This is a genomic window from Vibrio scophthalmi LMG 19158, assembly GCF_000222585.1.
Lineage (GTDB): Bacteria > Pseudomonadota > Gammaproteobacteria > Enterobacterales > Vibrionaceae > Vibrio > Vibrio scophthalmi.
This window is the reverse complement of record NZ_AFWE01000073.1, coordinates 1-20282: the sequence shown is the minus strand read 5'-3', so window position 1 is coordinate 20282 and position 20282 is coordinate 1. Positions and strand designations below refer to the sequence as shown.

The following is a 20282-nucleotide window of genomic DNA, read 5'->3' as shown; positions in this document are numbered from 1 at the left end:
AATAATAAGGAGTAATTATGCCTTGGATTTATGCCCTTGTTGGCCTGCTTGCAGGAACAGCTCTTGGATTTATCATCTCGCGCTTCACTACCCCGGGATACAAAAAACAAAAAAATCTCCACAAAGATCTAGAAACAGCAAAATTTCAGTTAGAACAACAAAAACAAGAATTGTCTGATCACTTTGCGCAGAGCGCAGAAATGCTCGACTCATTGGGTAAAGAGTACACTCGTCTATATCAGCACATGGCAAAAACGTCCTCTGAACTCTTGCCAAATATGCCGGAGCAAGACAATCCTTTCGCGCAAAAGGTTGCATCGCAAAACAGCAATAACCACAGCGAAACAAAAGCCGCAGACTCAAGCGATGAAGCACCAAAAGATTATGCATCAGGTGCAACAGGCCTACTGCGTGAGCAGAAAAAAGACATTCTTCACTCTCCACAAGAAGCGACCGCTAAAGCTTCATAATAATCTTTCACTCCAACAAGGTTCCCAGTGAACTTTGTTGGGGTTTCTTAGTCATACCTCCATACGTAGCACCGATTTGTATCCATAAATCAAGACTAAACCGAGCAGTTACCACTGAATCGGACTTCACTGTATAGGAGTTATTTGATGAAAAAGCCTTTGCTTGCCTTAACGGTTCTCTCTTTAAGCATCAGTTCAATCATCTTGCCATTACCGGCTTCTGCTGCACTGCCTTTGGCCGTCAATGGTGAACAGTTGCCTAGTTTGGCTCCGATGCTCGAACGAGTCACCCCTGCGGTGGTCAGTATTGACGTCGAAGGCACTCATGTCGCCAAACAGCGTATTCCGGATCAATTCCGCTTTTTCTTTGGTCCTGACTTTCCAGCAGAACAGCAGCAAGAACAACCTTTTCGTGGGCTAGGTTCTGGCGTCATTATTGATGCCAAACAAGGTCATATTGTCACCAACTATCACGTCATTAAAGGCGCAGAGAAAATTCGCGTCAAGCTGCATGATGGTCGTGAATACGATGCAGAATTGGTCGGTGGTGATGAAATGTCTGATGTCGCTTTACTCAAACTAGAACAAGCCAAAAACCTCACACAAATTGAACTGGCCGATTCGGATCAACTGCGTGTTGGCGATTTCACCGTGGCGATTGGTAATCCATTTGGTCTCGGCCAAACTGTCACATCAGGCATCGTTTCCGCGTTAGGTCGTAGTGGCTTAAACCTCGAAAACTTTGAAAACTTCATTCAAACCGATGCGGCCATTAACAGTGGTAATTCGGGTGGAGCTCTGATCAACCTCAATGGCGAGTTAATTGGTATTAACACCGCTATTTTTGGCCCTAATGGCGGGAACGTTGGTATTGGTTTTGCAATCCCGGCAAACATGATGAAAAACTTAACCGAACAGATCTTAGAGTTTGGTGAAGTAAAACGCGGCATGCTGGGTGTACAAGGTGGCGAGGTGACATCTGAACTGGCCGAGGCGCTAGGTTACGAATCAAGCAAAGGGGCATTTGTTAGCCAAGTCGTAGTCGACAGCGCAGCAGACAAAGCGGGCATTCAGGCAGGTGACATCATTGTCTCAATCAATGGCAAAACCATCAGTTCCTTCCATGAGTTAAGAGCAAAAATCGGCACGCTGGGCGCGGGTAAGAAAGTCACTCTCGGAATCATTCGCGATGGCAAAGAGAAATCGGTCAAAGTGACGTTAGGCGAGCAAGAAAATGTCAAAGCCAGTGCAGACAAGTTACATCAAGGTTTAACGGGGGCAGCACTCACCAACACCAATGCCAGCGATAGCGTACAAGGGGTGAAAGTCTCCTCGGTTGAAACCGGCTCTCCAGCGGAAGCGTATCAACTGCAAGCTGGTGATATTATCCTGGGTGTCAACCGAGTCCGCGTAAAGAACTTAGCCGAACTACGTAAGGTAGTAGAGAAGCAATCAGGTGTATTAGCACTGAATATTCAACGTGATAATCGGACTATTTACCTCGTGGTTCGCTAATCAAAGGCGCTAGAGCCTCGGCTGTCACAGCCTCAAATAGCATACGTATTCGCGATAAAACGCGATATTGATTTAAAAGGACAGCGGAGAAATTCGCTGTCTTTTTTATATAATGCTATTCTTGATTGTTTGTTGCCTGTATGACATTGATTTTAAGGATAGTATGCTCGGTTTTCTTTTACGTTCAGTAGGATTAGGTTTAGCCACCGCGGCGTTGCTATTAATAGCGGTGCCTTCTCTTCGTAGCAACATACTGCCTGAGAACATAACCAACCCAGTCAGCAATATTTCGTCTGTTCAACTGTCGTTCAACGATGCTGTGCATAAAGCAGCTCCCGCCGTAGTTAACATCTATAGCCGTAAATACACTGAAGATGATCGCTCTAAGCTATCAACGCAAGGGCTAGGCTCCGGCGTTATCGTCAGTGACAAAGGCTACATCATCACCAACTATCATGTGGTTGCTCAAGCCGATCAAATCATCGTCGCCTTGCAAGATGGTCGCGCAGCTGCGGCGCAGTTGGTCGGTAAGGATCGCCGTACTGACATCGCGATTTTGCGAGTGGAAGGCGCCAATCTGCCAGTGATCCCACTTAACCCTGATTACAAAGCAAAAGTCGGCGATGTGGTGTTAGCGATCGGCAACCCCTATAACCTCGGCCAAACCACCACCTTTGGTATTATCTCCGCAACTGGGCGATCTTCAATCAGTGCGGATGGCCGCCAAGCCTTTATTCAAACCGATGCTGCAATCAATGAGGGTAACTCTGGTGGCGCTTTGGTCAATACTCGTGGTGAGTTAGTCGGCATCAATACCGCCTCTTTCCAACAAGCGACTGAGTTGGAAACTTATGGCATCTCCTTTGCGATACCTTATTCACTGGCCAATGTGATCATGAATAAAATCATCGCGGATGGCCGTGTGATTCGTGGCTATATCGGTATTGATGGCCAAGATATTACTTCCGTTACCGCGCGACTGCTTGGTAATGAACATCTTGGAGGCATCGTCGTTTTGGGCGTTGATCCGAATGGCCCTGCGGCGGATTCAGGATTCCAAGCGCAAGATATCATCCTCAAAATAGATGGTCAGAAAATCAATGGCCGCCAAAGCGTAATGGAAATGGTCACTGACCTAAGACCTGGCACCACTGTCGATCTGTTGGTATTGCGTAAAGGTGAAGAGCTCACTATTCCCGTCACCATCATGGAAGACACACGCGAATAGATTAGTGTCGCCCGTCCAAATAAGCGGCAATAAATACGAATCAAAAAAAACCAGCCAATGGCTGGTTTTTTTATTTCTGTCGATTATTCGCTATCGCTTAGCGTCTCATTCACCGAATCATTCGCCACGTCGACTTCAATACTGGTCACACGCTGCAAACCACGAGGCAATAACGCACCACGACGGCCTCTTTCACCACGGAAGTTTTCCAAATCCGATGGTTTCAAGCCCAATTTACGCTTGCCGGCATACAGTGTCACCGTGCTGTTTTGCGGAATTGAAATCAAATGAGAAACCACTTCCTCACGCTCTTTCGCTTTCGCCGCCGGAATGTTGATGATCTTGTTACCCTTACCCTTACCAAGTTGCGGCAATTCCTTAATCGGGAACAACAACATGCGGCCTTGGTTGGTAATCGCTAAGATCTCATCATTTTCTAGATCACTGATGGTTTGCGGAACAATCACTTGTGAGTTCTGCGGTAAGCTCACTAGCGCTTTACCACTGCGGTTTTTCGATAAGAGGTCCGCACCTTTACACACAAAACCATAACCAGCATCAGAACCAATCAGCCATAGCTGATCATCCTCACCCATCACCACTTGGCGAATAGAAGTACCTGGCGCAACGTTTAAGCGTCCCGTAATCGGCTCACCTTGGCTACGAGCGGACGGTAATGAGTGCGACTCTAACGAGTAGCTACGGCCATCACTGCCTAAGAACACCGCTTGCTGATTACTCTTACCACGAGCATGAGCAAGGTATTGGTCGCCCGATTTGTAGCTTAGCCCTTCACCATCCACGTCATGCCCTTTCGCATGACGAATCCAGCCTTTTTCTGACAACACAACAGTAATCGGTTCACTTGGAACAAGATCACGCTCAGTCATCGCTTTCGCTTCAGCACGCTCAACCAATGGTGAGCGACGATCATCGCCATATTTCTCTGCGTCAGCTTTAATTTCTTTCTTAAGCAGGGTGTTTAAGCGACGCTCTGAACCTAATAGTTGCTCTAACTTTTCGCGTTCTTTTTCTAGCTCGTCTTGCTCACCACGAATCTTCATCTCTTCTAACTTCGCTAAGTTACGAAGTTTAATATCAAGAATCGCATCCGCCTGGATATCCGATACGCCAAAACGTGCCATCAATACGGCTTTAGGGTCGTCTTCAGTACGGATAATCTCAATCACTTCATCAAGGTTGAGATACGCAACTAACAAACCTTCTAAGATATGCAGACGAGCCATCACTTTATCGAGACGATATTGTAGACGACGAGTCACAGTATCACGGCGGAACTCAATCCACTCAGCAAGAATCTTTACTAAACCTTTAACTTGAGGACGATTATCAAGACCAATCATGTTCAAGTTAACGCGGAAGCTCTTCTCAAGATCCGTCGAAGCGAACAGGTGGTTCATCAACTGGTCGCAATCAATACGGTTTGAACGTGGCACAATCACGATACGTGTCGGGTTTTCATGATCCGATTCGTCACGTAAATCATCCACCATTGGCAGCTTCTTAGCACGCATTTGGTTGGCGATTTGCTCCAGCAATTTCGCACCTGACGTTTGATGCGGCAATGCGGTGATGACGATATCGGAACCTTCTTTGTGCCAAACCGCACGCATTTTAATGCTGCCACGGCCGGTGCGGTAAATTTTTTCAATTTCCGCTTTTGGCGAAGTAATTTCTGCTTCAGTTGGATAGTCAGGGCCTTTAACAAATTGCATCACATCTGATAATTCCGCTTTTGGATTATCAATCATATGAATTGTTGCATCGACCACTTCACGCACGTTATGTGGTGGGATATCTGTCGCCATACCAACCGCGATACCCGTGACACCATTAAGCAATATATGTGGCAGGCGAGCTGGCAACATTTGCGGCTCTTTCATCGTGCCGTCAAAGTTAGGTTGCCATTCGACAGTACCTTGGCCTAGTTCGCCCAGCAGTACTTCGGCAAATTTAGACAGTTTTGCTTCGGTATAACGCATCGCAGCAAATGATTTCGGGTCATCCGGCGCACCCCAGTTACCTTGACCATCAACCAATGGGTAACGGTAAGAGAATGGCTGAGCCATCAATACCATCGCTTCATAACACGCCAAATCGCCGTGTGGATGGTATTTACCCAACACGTCACCAACGGTACGTGCCGATTTTTTATATTTTGCTGATGCCGACAGACCAAGCTCTGACATCGCATAGATGATACGTCTTTGAACCGGTTTTAAACCGTCACCAATATATGGCAACGCACGGTCCATAATTACGTACATCGAATAGTTTAGATAAGCGTCTTCAGTGAACTTGCGCATTGGCAATTGTTCAACGCCATCATAGGTAATTTCTGTAGACATCCGTTAAACCTCTGCCAAATCGCCATTGCTTTGTAACCATGCACGACGATCATCGGCACGCTTTTTACCCAGCAACATATCCATCATTTCCATGGTCGCTTCCGAATCGTCAATGGTTAACTGAACCAGACGACGGGTATTAGGATCCATGGTGGTTTCACGCAGCTGAAGTGGGTTCATCTCACCCAGACCTTTAAATCGCTGCACGTTGATTTTGGCTTTTTTCTTCGATAAACGCTCAAGCACGCCTTCTTTTTCATCATCATCAAGGGCATAGAACACTTCTTTACCACAGTCGATTCGATATAGAGGCGGCATTGCCACATAAATATGACCAGCTTCTACCAAGGTACGGAAATGGCGCGTAAACAAGGCACACAGTAGCGTTGCAATGTGAAGACCATCCGAGTCCGCATCGGCAAGGATACAGATTTTACCGTAACGTAACCCGCTCAAATCATCGCTATCAGGGTCGATACCCAGAGCGACGGAAATGTCATGAACTTCTTGTGATGCAAGCACCTGATCAGCAGCGACTTCCCATGTATTGAGAATTTTACCGCGCAGTGGCATTACCGCTTGGAATTCACGATCGCGCGCCTGTTTGGCTGAGCCGCCAGCCGAGTCCCCTTCCACAAAGAAAATTTCCGTGCGGTTAAGATCTTGTACTGAACAGTCAGTCAACTTACCCGGCAATGCAGGGCCTGATGCGATTTTCTTACGCACCACTTTCTTGCTGGCACGCATGCGACGGTGTGCATTGGCAATACACACTTCGGCTAGCTGTTCTGCTAATTGTGGTTTTTCATTTAACCATAGGCTAAAGACATCTTTCACCACACCAGCCACAAACGCGGCGGTTTGACGAGAAGAAAGACGCTCTTTGGTTTGACCTGCGAATTGCGGATCTTGCATTTTGACCGATAGCACGTATGAACAACGGTCAAAAACATCATCACCGGTTAGCTTCACGCCACGAGGGAGTAGATTGCGGAATTCACAGAACTCACGCATGGCATCCAGCAAACCTTGGCGCAGACCATTAACGTGCGTACCACCTTGAGCGGTAGGGATCAGGTTAACGTAGCTTTCGGTGATCATCTCACCGCCTTCTGGTTGCCAAATTACCGCCCAATGCGCCGCTTCTGTTTCTGCAGAGAACTCGCCAGTAAATGGAACTTCAGGTAGTACGGTGTAGCCTTTAACGCCTTCTGCTAAGTAATCAGTCAGACCATCTTCGTAGTACCAACGATGCTCTTGATTGTTTACTTTATCAGAGAAAGTAATTTCTAGACCTGGACACAATACCGCTTTAGCACGCAGGTTATTGACCAAACGCGTCACAGAGAAGTTTGGCGAGTCGAAGTAGCTCGTATCTGGCCAGAAGTGAACACTGGTGCCTTTATTGCGGCGACCACATGTACCAGTGACGGTCAGTTCTTCTACTTTATTGCCGTGTTCAAACGCCATTTCATAAATCTGGCCGTCGCGTTTCACCGCCACTTCAACACGTTTAGATAACGCGTTAACAACCGAGATACCAACCCCGTGTAGACCACCGGAGAATTGATAGTTTTTATTAGAGAATTTACCACCCGCATGCAGCTTACAGAAAATCAGCTCCACGCCAGAAATCTTTTCTTCTGGGTGTATATCTACAGGCATGCCGCGACCGTCATCAATAACTTCTAATGATTGGTCGGCATGAAGAATAACTTGTACCTTAGAGGCATGTCCGGCGAGCGCTTCATCGACACTGTTGTCGATAACTTCTTGGCCTAAATGGTTTGGACGCGCTGTATCCGTATACATCCCTGGTCGGCGACGTACTGGCTCCAAGCCATTAAGAACCTCAATGGCTCCAGCATTATATTGTTCAGTCATAATACGGAATATCGTTATAGAGATTTAATGGTTACCATGCAGAGCGCTTAATCAGCTCGGTGACATTGGTCAAAAAACGTCACAAACGCTGAATCTCTCAGCGTTTTTCAACTGCAATAGTACAAGGGGAACATAGTCTGGAAGAGACCAGTTTATGTCAAGTGAGATACGTAAGTAACAAGCAAATTTATGACTCTTCCCTCAATGAACGGCAAAAAAATCAGCAATTCAATCTTAGAAGAAAACCATCAACTTCGGGCTACAAGTTTAAGAATTCGAGAATTTGTTGTGGGTAACGTTCGAAATCCACAAAGCTGTGATCACCACCCTGCTCGACGCTCTGTTTTGCCAAAGCATACTTCGCCACCGCTTGGCGATAATCTAAAACTTCATCTTCTGTTTGCTGTAATAACCAAAAGTCATTTGGGTTACTTATTTGAGCCACATCGAGATCTTTCAACTCGTCAATGTGATGCTCTTGCAAGACATAATGTTCATGTGTGTATGGATTTTCTTGCTCACCCAGATAATCCATCAATAACTCATAAGGCTTTACCGCAGGGTTCACAAGCACTGCTTTAAAACCAAATTTGGCGTTCAACCAAGTTGACATATAACCACCGAGTGAACTACCCACTAAGCCAATGTGATAGTCATGCTGATAGCGCTCAATCAGGTCGGTTAGATGCTCTGCTGCTTGTTGTGGAAAACAAGGCAATTGAGGGATAACTACTTTGATATCCGGTCTGTACTGCATGCAATATTGCTTCATCACATTGGCCTTATGTGACAAAGGAGAGCTGTTGAAGCCGTGAATATAAAGCAGTAGAGAAGGTTTCATCGCAGAACTCGCAAATAAGATGAGCTCAAGCGGATAAATTAGTAACCGCTTGAATCAAAATTAGGTAAGAACAAACCACCAGCAAGACGTTGTACATGTGTCTCAAACTGGCCATCGGCGTACAAGGTTAGCTCTCGCCAGCCCGGAGAACAAGTATCTAGCGCAAAGTCATCGCTATTAGGTTTGAATTGCACACAAGTGGATGGTGTTGAGATGACGGTTGCACCACTGCGAACTTTTTGCATATCTTGATGAACATGACCACACAAAATCGCACGCACGTTATCGTGCTTCTCCACTACCTGCCAAAATTGCTCAGCGTCTTTCAAGGTGTGCTGGTCAAGCCAAGCACTTCCCACCAATATTGGATGATGATGCAGTAACACCAAACTATGACGTTCAGGATGCAAGCGAAGTTGCTCGTCCAGTAAGTCCAGTTGCTGCTGACTCAAGCGGCCATGCGGTACACCTTCAACTTGTGAGTCGAGCAATATCATCTGCCAATGTTCACCCAGCAATGCGTGCTCTGCTTGTACAATCTGTGTTGATGGTAATACCGAGCCCATACTTGGTTTGTAATCATGATTGCCCGGCAACCAAAAGCACGGTTGCTTTAATGGCTCAATGCCTTGAGCAAAGCGCTGGTAAGAGACATCAGAATGATCTTGAGAAATATCACCAGTCGCAAGAATTGCGTCAAAGTCGAAGTCCTGTTGAGTTACGGCTTCGACTACGGCTGAAAAGCTGTCATTCGTATTTACGCTAAGCAAACTCCCGTCCTCTGCGGCAAACAGATGGGTATCGGTAATCTGCACTAGCTTAATCGTGTCTTTAGCTGATGAGCTTGACGTTACTTTCAAAACTAAAACCTAGATATTCAGTGGCGAACGGCTTATGCCATGCTTTAAACAAAACGATAACCAATCCCCTAAAAAACGATTCAATTGCGCTTTTTCATCTTTTTGAACCATTTTATCGTTCGGGTAATCGTATCGAGCTTTGACTCGATTTAAATAATCACTACTACATACTTCTGCCACACGGGCATCGTGGTAGAGCCTGACAGACATTTTCGGCAATGGAAACACTGGAACGTCATCACTTTGACAAATATCGACCAAAGTTGTGTACTTTGTGACTTCTCCCACGAGTATTTGGTAAGACATACTCGCCGCTTGGTAGCAACGTACATCACCGACGCTCGGTTGCGTTGGCAACAGCGCATTCAATTTTGCATAGTTGGTTTCATAGACGCGCATCAACTCTGCTAAATCAACATGATACGGTCTTTTATTTGCTACTTGTCCCATTCGCTCTTCAAACGCTGATAATTAAGCTGTAACCATTGCAGGGCAATAATTGATGCGCCATTTTCAAAACGACCATCTTCGACCCAACGGTAAGCTTGCTCACGACTTACCACATGCACACGAATATCTTCACCTTCATAGTCTAAACCATGAACGCCATACGCGGTGCTTGCATCCACTTCACCGACAAACACATCCAGCTTTTCAGAACAGCCACCAGATGAAGGGTAATAAGAGGTTACTTTAACGATTTTTGCCACCTCGATACCGGCCTCCTCTTGCGCTTCTCGGCGCACGACATCTTGGGCGGTTTCGTTTGGATCAATGATCCCAGCAACAATTTCTAACTGCCACGGCTGAGCATGCTCAAGCGCACCAACACGAATTTGCTCAACCAAGACAACTTGATCGGTTTTCGCGTCGTAAGGTAACAATGCAGCAGCATGACCACGCTCAAACATCTCACGATCAATCTCTTGGCTCCAACCGCCTTCAAACAATTTATGTTTGAATCGGTATTTAACCATTTTGAAAAAGCCTTGATAAAGGGTCTCTTTTGAGATTATTTCGACATCTTCGCTTGTAAACTGTGGTGATTGGTTATCAGCCTGTTGCATTTTGCACCTCTGTCAGTGAATCTAATAGTTTACTCAGAGAACAGCGCTTGTTCCATCGACGCACTTCAACTTTTTGTATAATTCTTCTATATTTTTTTAAGTTGAGACTGTTTTTATTGCACAGATGGACAACTATTTGTAAAAGATTGCAAAGTTTAGAGTGAATTAGCGTCAATTTGAGTTAAACTCTTGAACAATTGACCTCTTTTTATTTGGCAGGGATCGAACCCATGAAAAAATTGCTTCCACTTATTATCAGTGCAGCACTCGGTAGTCTTAGCACTTCTGCTTGGGCAGATACGCTGACAGACATCTACAATCAAGCGAAGGAAAACGATCCTACGCTACTAAGCTCTGCAGCAAAACGTGATGCTGCTTTCGAAGCGATTGAAGAAAACCGCAGTACTTTGCTACCACAAATTAACTTAACTGCAGGTTATGACCTAACTCGTGGTGATAGTGATAGTGACGCATTAACGGCTGGCGTAAACTTCTCACAAGAGCTTTTCAAACGTTCAAGCTGGATTAGCTTAGATACTTCTGAAATGTCAGCACGCCAAGCAGACGCGGCATACGCAGCGAGTCAACAAGCTTTGATTCTACGTGTTTCTCAAGCTTACTTTGATGTATTACGCGCACAAGATAACCTCGTGTTCGTTCAAGCAGAGAAAGCGGCAGTTGCACGCCAACTAGAGCAAACTAAACAACGTTTTGAAGTGGGTCTATCAGCAATTACTGACGTGCACGATGCACAAGCGCAATACGACTCAGTATTAGCGGATGAGGTGCTAGCACAAAATAGCCTCGTCAACAGCTACGAAGGTCTACGTGAAATCACTGGCCAAGAGCATGCAAACCTTGAAGTGCTAGATACTAAACGCTTCTCAGCAAGCAAAACATCAACAGCAATCAATACGCTTGTTGAAGAAGCTGGTCAGAAAAACTTAAGCCTATTGGCGGCGCGTATTACCCAAGATATCGCTAAAGAGAACATTTCATTAGCAAGCTCTGGTCACCTACCATCACTGACTCTTGATGGCGGCTACAACTACAAAGACATCAGTAACACCGATTTCAACCCACAGTTTGGTCGCAACTCTGACGGTGATGAAGGCAATTTCAATGTTGGTTTGAACCTAGTTGTTCCTCTATACACTGGTGGCAACATCACTTCGCAAACCAAACAAGCAGAATTTGCTTATGTTGCGGCTAGCCAAGATCTTGAAGCGACATATCGTACAGTCGTTAAAGATGTTCGCGCTTTCAACAACAATATCAGCGCTTCAATTGGTGCATTGCGTGCTTACGAACAAACCGTAATTTCAGCGGAATCTGCACTAGAAGCAACCGAAGCGGGTTTCGATGTGGGTACTCGTACTATCGTTGACGTATTGGATTCAACTCGCCGTCTATATGACGCGAATAAGAGCCTATCAAACGCTCGTTACGACTACATCCTAAGCGTACTTCAACTACGTCAAGCGGTGGGAACACTGAGTGAGCAAGATATCCTAGATGTGAATGCAGGTCTTAAACCGGCTAAATAAGCCACACTAAGAATCTTTCGCTCTACTAAAAACTCTAGATCAAAAAAGCCTGCTCAGTGAGCAGGCTTTTTTATATGCACTACGCGATACGATACAACGCGTTGCGTTAAACCGTACTTTCTGAAATCAGATTGTGCTTGTTCAGCAGTCGATACATGGTCGCGCGTGACACGCCCAGCTCTTTTGCCGCCATCGACACTTGCCCTGAGTGCGACTCAAGCACAAGCAACAATGCATCTCTTTCGCTGCGCTCGCGAATGTTTTTCAAGCTGCGTTTGCCATCACTACGTTTCGGCAAATCAAGGTGCTGCTCATCAAGCATCACCGTATCCGACATTAAGACCACGCGCTTGATCTGATTCATCAGTTCACGAACGTTGCCAGGCCAATGATAACGAGTCAGAGAGCGTGTCGCTTCTTCGGTAAAACTGCGTGCTTGTGCGTTATATTCTCGTGAATACTCCATGAGAAAGTGACGTGCCAAAATCGCAATATCACCTGCTCGCTCTTTAATGCTTGGCACATTAATGCGCAGAACATTGATGTAGTGATAAAGCTCTTCGTTGAAGTCACCATCAATTAAGGCTTTCTCGATATCCGCCGAATTTGCGGCCAGGATACGCACATCCACTTCTTTACGACCATTGATGGTTTCCACTGTCCCTTCTTGTAAGAAGCGCAGTAAATTAAGCTGCTGAGACTTAGGTAAGGTCAAAATATCATTGAGCAGGATCGTGCCGCCATCAGCTTTCTCAAGCAGAGATTGCTCGTTAATGTCATCACGATGAATACCAAACAAATCACTCTCGATGCGATGTTCTGACATGGCACGGCAGTTGACCGATAAAAATTCCTTCTGCGCTCGTGATGAGGTTTGGTGGACTGCACGAGCAACGGTTTCTTTGCCTGTGCCACTTTCACCATAAATCAAAATACTCACATCGGTTGGACCAATTCGTTTGATTTGGTCACGTAGACGCTTCATTGGAATCGATTCGCCAATCAATCCCATGTCATTGTTATTACCATAATGAGGCCATACTTTTTTCTCCAACTTAAGCATGCCCAGTTGGTGTCCAATCGTGCTAAGCAATTGAGCATCAGGAATTGGCGCGGTAAAAAAGTCGATACAAAAGTTCACGATAAACTGACAAATCGTATCGGAACTGAGCTGAGATTCACGGATAAAAGCGATCCATCGAACCTGTTTATGATTGCTGACTAAGTTGGCAATGCCATTAAGACTAAACTCATCGTGACTCAGATCGACGATGCCAATACAAGGACCCGTTTCTGAAAATAGCGTATTGGCTTTACGCAAATCAGCACACTGAGTACAACGCCATCCAACTTGCTCTAAAACAGAGAGCCAAGGTTCGTAGCTACCACCAACTACAATCATTGAACCAGGGACAGAATCCATTCGGAATTGACTACCCATTAAGCTTCTTCCTTATTAATTCGATTTTATAATTATTTGTGCCAAAAAAAACACATCAACAAGTGCGTACACTATAAGAGCTTGAGTTAATAATCTGTCTCATATGTAAGACTAGAACATAAATCATGCCTTGAATAAATAGATGTGCGATTCACATTCAAAATTCACATACTGCACTGTTAATTCATTTGACGCTCTTTTTCAGCAATATAGGACAGCAGCTGACTTAGCTTGCGTAACGTGTGCATACTGAACTGTAACTAGTTATGTCAAAAAATAAGCAAAAAAAACCACCCGAAGGTGGTTTTGCTAGTCATTTCAAAGCTTACTGCGCTTGTGGACGCATCGCTGGGAATAGGATCACATCGCGAATGGTATGCGTGTTAGTGAATAACATCGCAAGACGGTCGATACCGATACCTTGACCCGCTGTTGGCGGTAGGCCGTGCTCTAGTGCCGTAATGTAGTCTGCATCGTAGAACATTGCTTCATCATCACCCGCATCTTTTGCATCAACTTGAGACTTAAAGCGCGCATCTTGGTCTTCTGCATCGTTTAGCTCAGAGAAGCCGTTTGCCACTTCACGGCCGCCAATGAAGAACTCAAAGCGGTCAGTAAAGAATGCGTTATCATCGCTACGACGAGCCAGTGGAGAAATATCCGCTGGGTAGCCAGTGATGAACGTCGGTTGGATAAGTTGCGGTTCCGCTGTCTCACCGAAGATTTCTTCTAGTAGCTGACCACAAGTCCAGAACTTCTCTACGTAGATATCGAGCGATTTCGCGATTGAAACCATCAAATCACGATCCTGAACGCCTTCTTCTGTTAGCGCTTGGATTGCCTCGTGTTCTGGGTTGTAGTGCTTGATCGCATCTAGCATAGTCATACGTGCGTATTGACCACCGAACTCAACCATTTGGTCACCGTAAGGCATTGCTGTTGCACCTAGAATTTCAAGCGCAACTGTACTTAGCATCTCTTCAGTTAGATCCATAAGATCTTTGTAATCTGCGTACGCCATGTAGAATTCGATCATGGTGAATTCTGGGTTATGACGTGGAGATAGGCCTTCGTTACGGAAGTTACGGTTGATTTCGAATACACGCTCAAAACCACCAACCACTAGACGCTTCAGGTATAGCTCAGGAGCGATACGTAGGAACATTTGTTGATCCAGTGCGTTGTGGTGAGTGATAAATGGACGCGCAGACGCACCGCCAGGAATCACTTGCATCATTGGAGTTTCAACTTCCATGAAGCGTTTTGATTCCATAAAGCGACGAATCGCAGAAACCAGTTTAGAACGAATTTTAAATGCATTACGTGAATCTTCATTCACGATTAGGTCTACGTAACGTTGACGGTAACGCATCTCTTGGTCTGTTAGACCGTGGAATTTCTCTGGCAGTGGACGAAGTGCTTTAGTCAGCAATTCGAACTCTTCCATATTTACGTAAAGGTCGCCTTTACCAGACTTATGTAGAGCACCTTTCACACCGATGATGTCACCGATATCAAGACCGTGGTATTGCTCTTTCAGTACTTTTTGTACTGCTTTGTCTGCGTAAGCTTGAATGTTGCCCGATGTTTCTTGAAGAAGTAGGAATGGACCACGTTTCGCCATAACACGACCCGCGATTGCTACTACGTGGTTAAGCTCTTCTAGCTCTTCCTTAGTCTTTTCACCGAATTCAGCTTGTAGGTCGCCCGCTAGAGCATCACGACGAAAGTCATTTGGGTGGCCGTTTGCTTTGCAGCTCTTACGGATAGCATCCAGTTTCGCGCGGCGTTCAGCAATTAGCTTATTCTCTTCTTGTGCAGAAGCTTCTTGTACAGATTCGTTTTGAACAACATCAGTCATTTTCGATGTATCCTGTCGTTAGTCGGTGAAAAGCTTACAAGCCTGATTTAAGGCTAGCTTCAATAAATTTGTCTAGGTCGCCGTCAAGAACCGCTTGAGTATTGCGGTTTTCAACGCCTGTACGTAAATCTTTAATACGAGAGTCATCCAGAACGTAAGAACGGATCTGGCTGCCCCAACCGATATCAGATTTGGTGTCTTCGTTGGCTTGTTTCTCTGCATTTTGCTTTTGAATCTCAAGTTCAAACAATTTTGCACGTAGCTGCTTCATTGCTTGATCTTTGTTCTTATGCTGAGAACGGTCGTTCTGACATTGCACCACGGTATTGGTTGGTACGTGTGTAATACGTACTGCCGATTCAGTGGTGTTAACGTGCTGACCACCCGCACCAGAGGCACGGTATACGTCGATACGAAGATCCGATGGATTAATATCGATGGTGATGTTGTCATCAATCTCTGGGTAGATAAACGCAGAGGCAAAAGAAGTATGACGACGGCCACTTGAATCGAATGGTGACTTACGAACTAGGCGGTGAACACCCGTTTCCGTGCGTAACCAACCGTAAGCATACTCACCTGAGATTTTAACAGTTGCGCCTTTAAGGCCAGCAACGTCGCCATCTGAGACTTCGATTACTTCTGTTTTAAAGCCTTTTGCTTCAGCCCAACGCAAGTACATGCGTAGCATCATTGACGTCCAGTCTTGTGCTTCTGTACCACCAGAACCTGACTGTAGATCGATGTAGCAATCAGAAGCATCATGGTCACCAGAGAACATACGACGGAACTCAAGCTTAGCCAGCTTATCTTCAAGCTCAGCTAATTCCGGTTCAATTTCATCGAATGTCTCTTGATCTTCTTCTTCAACAGCAAGCTCTAGAAGGCCTTCAACGTCTTCGACACCTTGCTCAAGTTGATCAATAGTTTCCACAACCGCTTCTAATGATGCACGTTCTTTACCCAACGCTTGTGCGCGTTCAGGTTCGTTCCATACATCTGGCTGCTCTAATTCTGCATTTACTTCTTCTAGACGCTCTTGTTTAGCATCGTAGTCAAAGATACCCCCTCAGGACTGTCGTGCGCTGAGACACGTCCTGGAGACGGTTTTTAATAGGATTGATTTCAAACATACTTGCTCAATATTTATGAGTAGAATTTAACCGAGGAATTGTACTGAAAAGTGTGACGAAGATACAGGAAAATTTTATTTGCCTCGTCTAGAGGCTTAAACAAAAAAATCCCCCGCAACGCTAAGCATCACGAGGGATCAGTCTTATTCTATTTCAGAGGATTAGGCGTTTTCTTCAACCAATACTGGTTGATCTACTTTGCCAACAAAGCAAACACAAATCATCGCTGCCAGTGTTGGTAATACCCAACCCATACCCACATCAAACAGTGGTAAAACATTGAATGCTGAAACATCTAGTCCAACAATTTTCGCTGCATCAACCAAAGCAAATAGCAGTGATACCAGCAGAACGACGCGGTAAGCCAAACGAGAATTTGGTAGTTTTTTACGCATAAACGTCAGAACCACCAACGCAATCGCAACAGGGTATAACGCAAACAATACTGGAACAGACAGTGAAATAAGCTGCGCTAGACCGACGTTTGCTACCAATGCACATGCAGCACCATTGATCACAACCCACTTCTTGTACGAGATTGACGTTAGAGAGCTAAAGTAATCAGAACATGCTGAGATTAGACCAATTGCCGTAGTCAAACACGCTAGCAATACAATCACAGACAGAACGATTTGACCGTATGAACCAAATAGTGCTTGAACGTATAAGCTCAGAACCAAACCACCGTTGTCAGCGCCTGCCGCAACAACAGAACTGGTCGCACCTAGGTAGAACAATGATACGTACACAAACGTTAGACCTACCGCGGCAATCAAACCCGCTAAGATAAGGTAATGTGTAGTTGGCTTTTGCTCAGTAATACCTTTACTACGGATCGCATCAACAATCAGGACACCAAACATCAATGAACCAAAGGTATCCATGGTGTTGTAACCTTCAAGGAAGCCTTTTTGCAGAGGGTGCGTTAAGTACTCACCTTGTGCAGCAATGATCTCACCTTGTGGATCAAGGAATACTGCGCCAGCAAGTATAATCAGACCAATAAACAATACCGGTGTGAGTATCTTACCAATCACGTCAATCAATTTGCCTTGTGACCATGAGAACGACATCGCAATCACAAAGAACAGAATCGAGAATACGGTTAGGTGAATTTGCTCAGCATGAGCAAAAAATGGTTTTACTGCCATCTCGTATGCCACAAGGCCAGTACGAGGCGCAGCAAATGCAGGACCAATGATGATGAAGATCAGCACCGCCATCACGGTCGCCGCTTTAACCGGTAGATCTTGAGTCAATTTTGCCCATGAGCCACCAGCAACAGCAATAGCAACGATAGTGAGAAGAGGAAGGCCCACTGCTGTTAATAAGAAACCGCCCATTGCTGGGATAACATTATCACCCGCTAACTGACCAGCAAGCGGTGGAAAGATGATGTTACCAGCACCCAAAAAGAAGGCGAAAAGCATAAAGCCTAACGCAATGATATCTGTTAGTTTTAACGTCTGCTTCACAGTAGAACCTTTACTTTTATTTGATTGATGTTGTGTCTGCTTCGATGAGCAAAAATGCTCTCTCGGCTATATAATTTAGAACAGAATAATGACCAAATACTCAACTATTCGCAACCCAAAAGCTAAAAACACCATATAAATTCAACCCAAAGCCAAAAAAGCAGTTCATAACACTAGTTTTTAAATTACAACCAGAATTAATAACCAATAATTTCATTAACAAAACTAACCAAATAAAGATAAATTAACCATACATACGATCCACAATGGTGATATCAACTTATTTAAACACTCTAGGCCGAACATTTAATGAACAGAAAAAACAAACAAACCAAGGGATTTCAATTTAAGCAATTTGCTATCGAAGGGGGGGAATGTGGTATGCCCGTCAGCACTGATGGCGTGCTATTGGGCGCTTGGGCTAAAATCACCTCTAGCCAACGAATCCTCGATATTGGCACGGGTACTGGATTGCTAGCGTTAATGTGCGCACAGCGTAATCTTGACGCCGAGATTTACGCCGTCGACATTGAGCAATCTGCCGCGATCACCGCACAGTTAAATGTGGCGAACTCTGACTGGACTGAACGAATTATGGTAGAACAAGCCGATATTACCGCAGTGAGTTTTCCAGAAAAGTTTGATGCGATTATCTGTAACCCGCCGTACTTTAATAACGGCGAACAAGCAAAGTTACAGCCCCGCGCCACCGCTCGTCATACTGACAGTTTAAGCCATCAAGATTTACTCGAGCGCTGTTACTCACTGTTAGCTCATCACGGTAAAGCCAGTTTTGTTTTACCCGTCGTAGAAGGTGAACATTTTATTCAACTGGCGAAGCGTTTGGGGTTCTCGCTGACACGCCTATGTCGCGTACAGGCAACCGAGACCAAACCAGACAATAGGTTATTGATTGAATTAAGCTTAATATCAGGGGAATGCGAAGATCAGCAACTAATAATTCGTGATAAGCTAGGCTATACAGAGGCTTTTATCGCGCTAACCAAAGATTTTTATTTAAAGATGTAGAAATAAGGTGTGATCCTAATCACCAATCCAACTATACTACTCGGCTATTTTTTGGCTTAACTTGTTAACTTAGCCATGTTGGGTAGCGTGAACTATCCGCTTCTAATTTTTGTAATCTCGCCGAAGGGCTTGTGGAGAAACAACTGTGATCAAAAATTTTGCAGATCTTGATTTAGATCCGAACCTGCTTACCGCTATTGAAGAAATGGGCTTTGAACGTCCGACTCAAGTGCAGGCTCAAGCAATTCCTCAAGCTTTAGAAGGGCGAGATATTCTAGCATCAGCGCCAACTGGTACTGGTAAAACAGCCGCATTTGTTATCCCTGCGCTACAGTTCTTACTCGACTTCCCTCGCCGTAAGCCGGGGCCAGCTCGTATGCTGATTTTGACGCCAACTCGTGAATTGGCAATGCAAATTGCTGATCAAGCGCGTGCATTGGCAAAAAATACCAAGCTAAATATCTTCACCATTACTGGTGGTGTTCAATACCAAGAACACGCTGATATTCTAGCGACAACACAAGATATCGTTGTAGCAACGCCTGGCCGCTTGATGGAATACATCAAAGCAGAACGCTTTGACTGTCGTGCGATTGAATGGCTGATCCTAGATGAAGCCGACCGCATGCTAGACATGGGCTTTGGCCCAACCGTTGATAAGCTTTCGACTGAATGTCGCTGGCGTAAACAAACACTGCTGTTCTCTGCAACATTAGAAGGCCGCGGTGTGGAAGGCTTTACTGCCGATCTATTGAAAAACCCAACGGAAATCGAAGCTGATCCTTCACGTCGTGAACGTAAAAAAATCACCCAGTGGTACCACCGTGCTGATAACGCAGAGCACAAACTGGCGCTGCTGAAAAAAATCATCACTGAGCAAGCTGAACGTTCAATCGTATTCCTAAAAACCCGTGAACGCCTTGCTGAACTACGTACTGAACTTGAACGCGCACAAATCCCTTGTTCTTGGATCCAAGGTGAAATGCCTCAAGATCGTCGAAACAATGCGATTGCTCGTTTCCGTGATGGCGAAGTGAATGTTCTACTCGCAACTGACGTTGCTTCTCGTGGTATCGACCTACCTGACGTAAGTCATGTAATCAACTACGACATGCCACGCAGCGCTGACGTTTACCTACACCGTATCGGCCGTACTGCACGTGCTGGTAAAAAAGGCAACGCAGTTTCTATCGTAGAAGCACACGACCAACAAATGCTGGATCGCGTTGCTCGTTACGTGAAAGAAGACATCAAAGAGCGCTTCATTAAAGAGATGCGTCCTACGCACAAAAAACCGGTCTTCAAGAAAAAGAAAAAAGAAGACAAAAACAAAACGTCTGTAAAAGCCAAAAGCAAAAAGAAAACAGGCAAGAAAAAGAAGTAATTAAGAACGCTGCGCTTTAAGAATTGAGCGCGCTTCGCTTTGAGATGATAAAGAGGCTGATGTGAAAACATCGGCCTTTTTTGTTTCTGCGTAGAACAAGCGAGAAAGCTCACCAAATTAACCGTTCGCGTTAAAAGATTCCTTACTCTCTCCTTCGTCGTTCTAAGGAATGACAGAA

General features: G+C 45.2%; 16 protein-coding genes. 6 read left to right on the top strand and 10 right to left on the bottom strand.

Features of this window, described 5'->3' with window-relative positions; translation table 11 throughout:
- The first annotated feature begins 17 nt into the window (after positions 1-17).
- From zapG to degS, 3 genes are all read left to right on the top strand, one after another.
- Complete coding sequence (gene zapG, locus RH88_RS05470) at positions 18-470, top strand: Z-ring associated protein ZapG (RefSeq protein WP_005594043.1); 453 nt, start codon at positions 18-20, stop codon at positions 468-470.
- Between the two features lie 147 nt (positions 471-617).
- Complete coding sequence (locus tag RH88_RS05465; RefSeq protein WP_005594042.1) at positions 618-1985, top strand: DegQ family serine endoprotease; 1368 nt, start codon at positions 618-620, stop codon at positions 1983-1985.
- A gap of 163 nt (positions 1986-2148) precedes the next feature.
- The gene (gene degS / locus RH88_RS05460) at positions 2149-3213 is read left to right on the top strand and encodes an outer membrane-stress sensor serine endopeptidase DegS (RefSeq protein ID WP_005594040.1); all 1065 of its coding nucleotides are present in this window, start codon (positions 2149-2151) and stop codon (positions 3211-3213) included.
- An 83-nt stretch (positions 3214-3296) separates the two neighbouring features.
- Here degS and parC read toward each other — a convergent pair whose 3' ends face one another.
- The 6 genes from parC to nudF all read right to left on the bottom strand — a co-directional run bounded on the left by parC (position 3297) and on the right by nudF (position 10234).
- Entirely contained in the window at positions 3297-5582 is a 2286-nt protein-coding gene (parC, locus tag RH88_RS05455) for a DNA topoisomerase IV subunit A (protein ID WP_005594038.1), read from the bottom strand.
- Between the two features lie 3 nt (positions 5583-5585).
- Positions 5586-7466, bottom strand: a complete 1881-nt coding sequence (parE, locus tag RH88_RS05450; RefSeq protein ID WP_005594037.1) for a DNA topoisomerase IV subunit B — start codon at positions 7464-7466, stop codon at positions 5586-5588.
- A 259-nt stretch (positions 7467-7725) separates the two neighbouring features.
- Complete coding sequence (yqiA, locus tag RH88_RS05445; RefSeq protein ID WP_005594035.1) at positions 7726-8307, bottom strand: esterase YqiA; 582 nt, start codon at positions 8305-8307, stop codon at positions 7726-7728.
- A 38-nt stretch (positions 8308-8345) separates the two neighbouring features.
- Entirely contained in the window at positions 8346-9167 is an 822-nt protein-coding gene (gene cpdA, locus RH88_RS05440) for a 3',5'-cyclic-AMP phosphodiesterase (protein ID WP_005594033.1), read from the bottom strand.
- Between the two features lie 9 nt (positions 9168-9176).
- The gene (locus RH88_RS05435; protein ID WP_005594031.1) at positions 9177-9617 is read right to left on the bottom strand and encodes a DUF1249 family protein; all 441 of its coding nucleotides are present in this window, start codon (positions 9615-9617) and stop codon (positions 9177-9179) included.
- Positions 9605-10234, bottom strand: coding sequence for an ADP-ribose diphosphatase (gene nudF / locus RH88_RS05430; protein ID WP_005594029.1), 630 nt, complete (start codon positions 10232-10234; stop codon positions 9605-9607). Before nudF ends, RH88_RS05435 begins: the two co-directional genes overlap by 13 nt.
- Positions 10235-10464: 230 nt before the next feature.
- Here nudF and tolC point away from each other — a divergent pair, with 230 nt between their 5' ends.
- The gene (tolC, locus tag RH88_RS05425) at positions 10465-11781 is read left to right on the top strand and encodes an outer membrane channel protein TolC (protein ID WP_005594028.1); all 1317 of its coding nucleotides are present in this window, start codon (positions 10465-10467) and stop codon (positions 11779-11781) included.
- Between the two features lie 106 nt (positions 11782-11887).
- Here tolC and vpsR read toward each other — a convergent pair whose 3' ends face one another.
- The 4 genes from vpsR to brnQ all read right to left on the bottom strand — a co-directional run bounded on the left by vpsR (position 11888) and on the right by brnQ (position 17691).
- On the bottom strand, positions 11888-13222 hold the full coding sequence (vpsR, locus tag RH88_RS05420; RefSeq protein ID WP_005594027.1) for a cyclic-di-GMP-binding transcriptional regulator VpsR: 1335 nt from the start codon (positions 13220-13222) through the stop codon (positions 11888-11890).
- A gap of 325 nt (positions 13223-13547) precedes the next feature.
- Positions 13548-15083: a lysine--tRNA ligase gene (gene lysS / locus RH88_RS05415; RefSeq protein WP_005594026.1), complete on the bottom strand. Its 1536-nt coding sequence runs from the start codon at positions 15081-15083 to the stop codon at positions 13548-13550.
- Positions 15084-15117: 34 nt separating this feature from the next.
- A protein-coding gene (gene prfB / locus RH88_RS05410; protein WP_138944252.1) for a peptide chain release factor 2 occupies positions 15118-16216 on the bottom strand; the annotation gives its coding sequence in 2 pieces (ribosomal slippage) (positions 15118-16140 and positions 16142-16216; 1098 coding nt in all).
- Positions 16217-16377: 161 nt separating this feature from the next.
- Complete coding sequence (brnQ, locus tag RH88_RS05405) at positions 16378-17691, bottom strand: branched-chain amino acid transport system II carrier protein (protein ID WP_005594022.1); 1314 nt, start codon at positions 17689-17691, stop codon at positions 16378-16380.
- Between the two features lie 309 nt (positions 17692-18000).
- Between brnQ and RH88_RS05400 the strand changes: the two genes are divergently transcribed.
- A complete protein-coding gene (locus RH88_RS05400; RefSeq protein ID WP_005594020.1) occupies positions 18001-18720 on the top strand; it encodes a tRNA1(Val) (adenine(37)-N6)-methyltransferase in 720 nt (239 codons plus the stop codon).
- Positions 18721-18865: 145 nt separating this feature from the next.
- Positions 18866-20104 (top strand): ATP-dependent RNA helicase SrmB, encoded by a 1239-nt coding sequence (gene srmB, locus RH88_RS05395; RefSeq protein ID WP_005594019.1) that lies wholly within the window; start codon positions 18866-18868, stop codon positions 20102-20104.
- Positions 20105-20282 lie beyond the last annotated feature (178 nt).